The organism is Mesorhizobium sp. M7D.F.Ca.US.004.03.1.1 (assembly GCF_003998635.1).
Lineage (GTDB): Bacteria > Pseudomonadota > Alphaproteobacteria > Rhizobiales > Rhizobiaceae > Mesorhizobium > Mesorhizobium loti.
This window is the reverse complement of record NZ_RZQG01000540.1, coordinates 1-4,168: the sequence shown is the minus strand read 5'-3', so window position 1 is coordinate 4,168 and position 4,168 is coordinate 1. Positions and strand designations below refer to the sequence as shown.

General features: G+C 58.0%; 6 protein-coding genes. 5 read left to right on the top strand and 1 reads right to left on the bottom strand.

All coding sequences use genetic code 11. The annotated features are described in order from the left end of the window. Together EN935_RS24925 and EN935_RS24920 are read left to right on the top strand one after the other, a co-directional pair. Nucleotides 1-487, top strand: a 487-nt coding sequence (locus EN935_RS24925) for a Tn3 family transposase (RefSeq protein WP_164771319.1), incomplete at its 5' end; no start/stop codon positions are given. Next, nucleotides 484-693, top strand: coding sequence for a hypothetical protein (locus EN935_RS24920; protein ID WP_127266290.1), 210 nt, complete (start codon nt 484-486; stop codon nt 691-693). The genes EN935_RS24925 and EN935_RS24920, both read left to right, overlap by 4 nt. Here the strand turns inward: EN935_RS24920 and EN935_RS24915 are convergent. Beyond that, nucleotides 683-871 carry a hypothetical protein gene (locus EN935_RS24915; RefSeq protein WP_127373705.1) on the bottom strand — a complete coding sequence of 63 codons (189 nt, stop codon included), beginning with the start codon at nt 869-871 and terminating at the stop codon, nt 683-685. The genes EN935_RS24920 and EN935_RS24915 overlap by 11 nt on opposite strands. Nucleotides 872-1,267: 396 nt before the next feature. Between EN935_RS24915 and EN935_RS24910 the strand changes: the two genes are divergently transcribed. From EN935_RS24910 to EN935_RS24900, 3 genes are all read left to right on the top strand, one after another. Beyond that, entirely contained in the window at nt 1,268-1,450 is a 183-nt protein-coding gene (locus EN935_RS24910; RefSeq protein WP_127266239.1) for a DUF768 domain-containing protein, read from the top strand. Nucleotides 1,451-1,515: 65 nt separating this feature from the next. Beyond that, the gene (locus EN935_RS24905; protein ID WP_245469074.1) at nt 1,516-1,668 is read left to right on the top strand and encodes a hypothetical protein; all 153 of its coding nucleotides are present in this window, start codon (nt 1,516-1,518) and stop codon (nt 1,666-1,668) included. Between the two features lie 55 nt (nt 1,669-1,723). Further along, nucleotides 1,724-2,494 carry an SOS response-associated peptidase gene (locus EN935_RS24900; RefSeq protein ID WP_127266238.1) on the top strand — a complete coding sequence of 257 codons (771 nt, stop codon included), beginning with the start codon at nt 1,724-1,726 and terminating at the stop codon, nt 2,492-2,494. Nucleotides 2,495-4,168 lie beyond the last annotated feature (1,674 nt).

The window sequence follows — 4,168 nt, the reverse complement described above, 5'->3', positions numbered from 1 at the left end:
GTCTACGATCCTGAAGAAGCTGTCCGCATCTCCGAAGGAAAGCCAACTCGCCAGAGCTCTACGCGAACTCGGTCGGATCGAGCGATCGCTCTTCATGATCGAATGGTACTCAAGCCCGGCACTGCGGCGAAGGTGCCAAGCTGGCCTCAACAAGGGCGAGGCCGCGCATAAGCTGAAGCGCGCCGTCTTTTTCCACGAGCGTGGTGAAATCCGTGACCGATCATTCGAAAGCCAGGCGTTCCGCGCCTCCGGCCTCAACCTCGTCGTTAGCGCGATCGTGCATTGGAACACGGTCTATATCGAACGGGCCGTCACCCACCTGCGCAAAATGCATCGCGAGATCCCGGACCATCTGCTCAAGCACGTCTCGCCGCTGAGCTGGGAACACATCAATCTGACCGGCATCTACACCTGGGATGCAGAACATCAGATGCCTGAAGGCTTCCGGTCGCTCAGACTTCCGGCTCGGTTACGCCACGCCGCATGACGTTCACGCTCGGTTCGACCTTAGCGTGTCGCTGGGAACAGTTTTTGTTCCGACCCCAACATTGGCAGGAGCATGCCGACGCATGGCGGCAGGGCTTCGATAGTGTCCCGATGGACGATGGCGTCAAGGTCAAGCCGGTCAGCGATCAAATGGAAGCCGAAGTTGACGAAGCTGCCGTCGATGAACCGCCAGTACCTAACGACTGATGATCCAAGCTATCATGTTATCGTCGGGCTCTCCGTCGGCCATCGCCCGATAGAGCTTCCTAGCTTGTTCAGGCCAATGCTGCTCACCGATTTTCAATTCGGTCACTGACTTCCTGAAAGCCTCGCGCAGAATATCAAATTCAAATGCCGAAGGGCCGGCACCCTCACCATCTGCCATGGCAGAAGTCCTCAACAGTTAACGCCGCAAAAAGCCCCGTGTCCCGTCGCAATTCATACCGCCACCGGTGACGGCGACAACAGAAATTTTTTGTACCCTTTTTACCAAGCGCTGCCGCGAAAATTTTCTTGGGAACCTTTTTTCAGGTCGACGCTTTTTTTTGGCCCGTCAGACCAGAGGAGGCTGTCATTGAAACGTCGAAGGGTTGACCGGGAAAAGTTCGATAGGGCGGACCGCGAATGCAGGCTGGTGCTGGAGGCGGAACGACACGCCAGAGAGGCAAAAACGGCGCGATTAAGGGAGCAGCGGCTAAACGGCAAGCATGCACGGGAACATAATCCGGCAGCCGAAATTAAGCCTCGATAAGCACGCGGCATCAACTTCCTCGACAAATGGATGGCTGAACAGCTGCCCGAAACCGCGACCGATGATCCGATCGTCATCAGCGACCTTGCGGACAAGGTCCTGAGAGCTGCCAACAAGGCGGGCATCGCCACCAGCGAAATCAGCGAAGAAGTGCCCAGCGTGTTCGAGGTCATAGCCGAAGCCTTTGACCATCGCGAGGGCGGCACGCCTTGACCCTCAATGTGCTATGATTCGCCATTGACAAGAAAGCCAAGCATAAAGCTAAGCAGGCGATTGAAGTGCCACTAGAGGGCGCGCTCGAAGCGGAAGCCGCCTACTATGCCCGCAAGGTCGGCGTCACTACAGACGAAGCCGCCAAGATGATCCGGGAAGCCCACGCGCCGAAGCTGTCTATAGTCGGCAAGGGAAAGGAGAAGCTCGGAACAGCTTGACTCGTCCCCGAAGCGTTCCCATTTTGGTCTTCCGCAACGACAGGTTGATGATCTCATGTGTGGACGCGTTTTCGTCAAAACAACAATCCCTGACATGGTACGCCGTTTCGAGTTTGCCCATCCTGGCGACGTCGAGCGCATGGGCAACGGCTTTCCCATCTGGAATGGCGCGCCGAGCCTGAACTATCCGATTATGATCCGCGAGGAACTCTCCATCTCCGTGGCCGGTTTCGTGTCGGCAAGGTGGGGTCTTGTCCCCGGCTGGGCGCGTGACGGGAGCGGACGCCCGCCGCCCGTGAACGCACGCTGCGAGACCATCGCGACCAATGGCATGTTCCGCGAAGCCTATGCCTCGCGCCGCTGCCTAGTGCCGGTGGACGGTTATTTCGAGTGGCAGAAGCTAGATTTCTTGGGCAAGAGGAAACAACCCTATGCGATCGCGATGAAGGATGACGAGCCCTTCGCCATGGCCGGCATCTGGGAAGAGTATGCCGACAAGATCACGGGCGAACTGATCCGCACCTTCGCAATCGTCACCTGCGAGCCGAACGAGATGATGGCAACCATCCATGACCGGATGCCGGTGATCCTGGCGCCGACCGATTACATGCGCTGGCTCGGACCGGAGGCCGATCCTCGCGATCTGATGAAGCCATTCCCGTCCGAACTCATGAAGATGTGGCCTATCGGCAGCAAGGTCGGCAGCCCTCGTAACAACACGCCTGACATCATCGACGAGATCGGCCGGCCCGATATCATCGATGTGAGGGCCACGGCCCCAACGATCTTTTTGACGTCTGACGTGAGAAGAGATCATGCCCGCTGATCGATTGAAGGTCCGTGACGCCCCGGCGAGCGGTTATGAGGTTCTGCAGGGTGGCGAAGTGATCGGGTCTTTCCCTACCATCGTCGAGCCAGTTCGGCTTGTTCGGGATCGTGATGCGCGGCTCTGACGCTCCTCACGACTTCGAACCGTCGTTCCTCGGCTCAAGCGTGGCAGACTTCTCGGCGAAAAGAACGGTCCGAACCCAGGCAAATGGTTCTGGTCGATCAGCACTAAAGACAAGCGGTGGCGTGTCTATGGCGGCCAGCGAGGAAGGTATTCAGGCAAGCAGAGTGGAGCCCGCCCCATGTTGTAGCGGAGAGCTAGCTGCTTCATTGTCACAGTTCCTGTGAACAGCCCGCCATCTTGAGCTGATGGCTGACGCCCGTGCGAGTCCGATGACATCGTTTGAGCGGCATGGCGGGCTGCCGAAGACTGCCCCTTCCCGGGAGATCGACAACCCCTGATGACACGGGCGGCCCCGGATAGGCCACCTCGCTCAGTCTCACATTTACGGCCGCGAATTTCCAATGGGATTTAGGAATAGTTGCGTCAGTAATAGATCGAACGTGCAACACGGTAGGCTTGGAGGAATAGCTGCTTTTCCCGAGCCGTCTTGCCGTCCGGAGTCGCCCAAAGCCGCCGCGCGGCAACGCACTGTTAGGTAGTCTCTGCCATTCCTGCAAATTACAATCGGGCCTGCTTACAATCGTGGTTGCGCCTTTAGAGCACATCTTTCGCCACCCAATATGCGGTCTGCAAAGGCCGAAACCGTAAACTGAGTGATCGGGGCTGTGGTTGACTGCGATTTTGCGCATCATTTTCGTTTGCTCCCTCAGCTCAACACAGAAGGCTTGGCCTCATCCGCCGTTCAACCAAGGGCTGAAAATTGGGGAATGTGAATCTGGATATCCTGTTCGAGATGATGATCGTGCGGAAGTTCAAGCCTGCTGCGGAGGAGTTGGCGATCTCCCGGCATTCAGCTTGCCCGCCTCGCGGCCGCCCTTCCGCACCCTTGCGAATGTCCACCGGCTCCATGACCTTAACAGACCCGTCGCGCACATGGCATTGTCTTCCGCGCACCGATCACCGCCGCAACGGTCTTAGGCGTCGTCTCCTCGGCCTACCCGCATGGCTATGGCTGCTCGGTGGGGTCCGCGAGGCAGGGTGGCGACGACGACTGCCGGCCGAAGACTCTGCGGCTTTCTGCCAAGGGTGCACATGCTGCCATCAAGCCGAAGCATTGCTCCCGCCTCGTGGTTTAAATGCGCGGTCCTCCTTGGCAAATGTAAAATGTGAGGCCGACGCATGAGGGTTCTCGCGATCGCCCAGCGTCGCGCCAGCAGTGCGCCTTACTGTCGAATTTCATACTTGCTGCGGGGGCTAATTCATCCATTGCTTATCAACAAAAGCTCGGAGTTTGCCCGTCACTCAAGTGTAAGTTCGGAAATCCGAGGGGAAAGGAGCACTCTAACAGACACAGTGGCTCCACGCGTGCGTGAACGCCGCGGGAAACGTCGAGGGCGGTGACAAGAGAACTTCACAGCAGATAGATCTTCGCCGCCTTCATTTGGATCGAACGTAATGCCCTCGATCGTCCCGCGTCGCGCGAGCATTCCCACTTCCGCAAAATCATGCTTCCCCCGCGGCGGGCGTCTGGAACACCGCGGGGAAAGT

Excerpts from the sequence above, each read along its gene's own strand:
- EN935_RS24920 (WP_127266290.1), top strand. The coding sequence starts at position 484 with ATGACGTTCACGCTCGGTTCGACCTTAGCGTGTCGCTGGGAACAGTTT.
- EN935_RS24915 (WP_127373705.1), bottom strand. The coding sequence starts at position 871 with ATGGCAGATGGTGAGGGTGCCGGCCCTTCGGCATTTGAATTTGATATT.
- EN935_RS24910 (WP_127266239.1), top strand. The coding sequence starts at position 1,268 with ATGGCTGAACAGCTGCCCGAAACCGCGACCGATGATCCGATCGTCATC.
- EN935_RS24900 (WP_127266238.1), top strand. The coding sequence starts at position 1,724 with ATGTGTGGACGCGTTTTCGTCAAAACAACAATCCCTGACATGGTACGC.